The 1159-nt window shown below is 37.0% G+C and carries 1 protein-coding gene; it reads right to left on the bottom strand.

Features of this window, described 5'->3' with window-relative positions:
* Window positions 1-1147, bottom strand: a 1147-nt coding sequence (locus tag ACRD7B_RS22730) for a hypothetical protein (protein WP_430826967.1), incomplete at its 3' end; no start/stop codon positions are given.
* Window positions 1148-1159: the final 12 nt, after the last annotated feature.

Genomic DNA, 1159 nt, shown 5'->3' with positions numbered 1-1159 from the left:
GCTCGTGTTTACCAGCCCTCCCTTTTCTAACAAAGTCAGTTCTGATATTATTTGAAGTGGCATATTTACGATTAGCATTTGTGGCATAAATAGCATCAGCTCCAATCAAACGCACTTTAGTATGAGTTAAGGTTTGTGCCAGATGAATCGTTGATTTAAAATGAGTCCCTTCGTTGAAAGCATCAAAGCTTAGATGCTCAATGAAACTGATACCATTGATTTGTAATTTATTAACCTTGGCACCAAACTCAACTGCTTTGGTTTCTTTGCCTCTTACAATTGGTCGGATATAACTTTTAGATAAACTAACGATTCGGTTCTCAGGAGCTTTGCCAGTAGTGAATTTATAGTTTTGCTGTTCCCATACTTTTTCAATAATACTGTATTGTTTATAGTATTTGGCAGGCATTTTCACCACAGTTTGTTTGGCTATTTTGGTTAGCTCTTCAAGTAATTTTTTGAGCAGTGCCAATAAACCTCTGGTAATGGCAATTCTTTCTTTTTTAAATTTACGTCGCTTGCGGCTGTAGTTCCAATAACGTTGATGCCATTTATTATACTTTGTTCGGGGCATTGTGTGCTTTACATGTTTACACAACAACTTCAGCTGGTTATAACACCAATCAGTAGCTTCCCACAATAGTTTCTGATCCGTAGGAAAGCGTAAGCTACTTTCGTAACACGTAGCATCGGTTAGAATTTGATCGAGCTCTTCCATATGAGGCAACCAATGACGAGCTAAACACTTTTGCGTTTCGTCCACATCTAGTTTGGCTGCCAACTCGCATCTGATTTGACTGACAATTTTGAAATTATTGAGTTGCTCGCCCATGCCGAGCAATAATCGGCAAAACAGTTGGTAATGAATATTAGAGTTGAATTGCTCTACTAGCCGCTCATCTGAACAACAGGCATAGTTCTTTAAAAACATTAACGCCAACTTGCCTTGTGGACTAAAAATACAATCTGGCCCCATCTTACTGTCAGTTAAATCAAAAACTTTAACTAGTTCATCCCATGGTATGGCCTGATAAATTTTGCCTAAGGAGCTAGAAAGAAATTGATTATAAACAACCTGAAAATTATCCTCAATAGAAAAAAGAGGAAGATGAGTTTGAAATTCTGGAATACTTTGTAATTTTATCACTATTCGAAAAAT

Origin of the sequence: Carboxylicivirga fragile (assembly GCF_050589805.1) — a bacterium.
Classification (GTDB): Bacteria; Bacteroidota; Bacteroidia; order Bacteroidales; family Marinilabiliaceae; genus Carboxylicivirga; species Carboxylicivirga fragile.
This window is presented reverse-complemented; position numbering and strand designations above follow the sequence as displayed.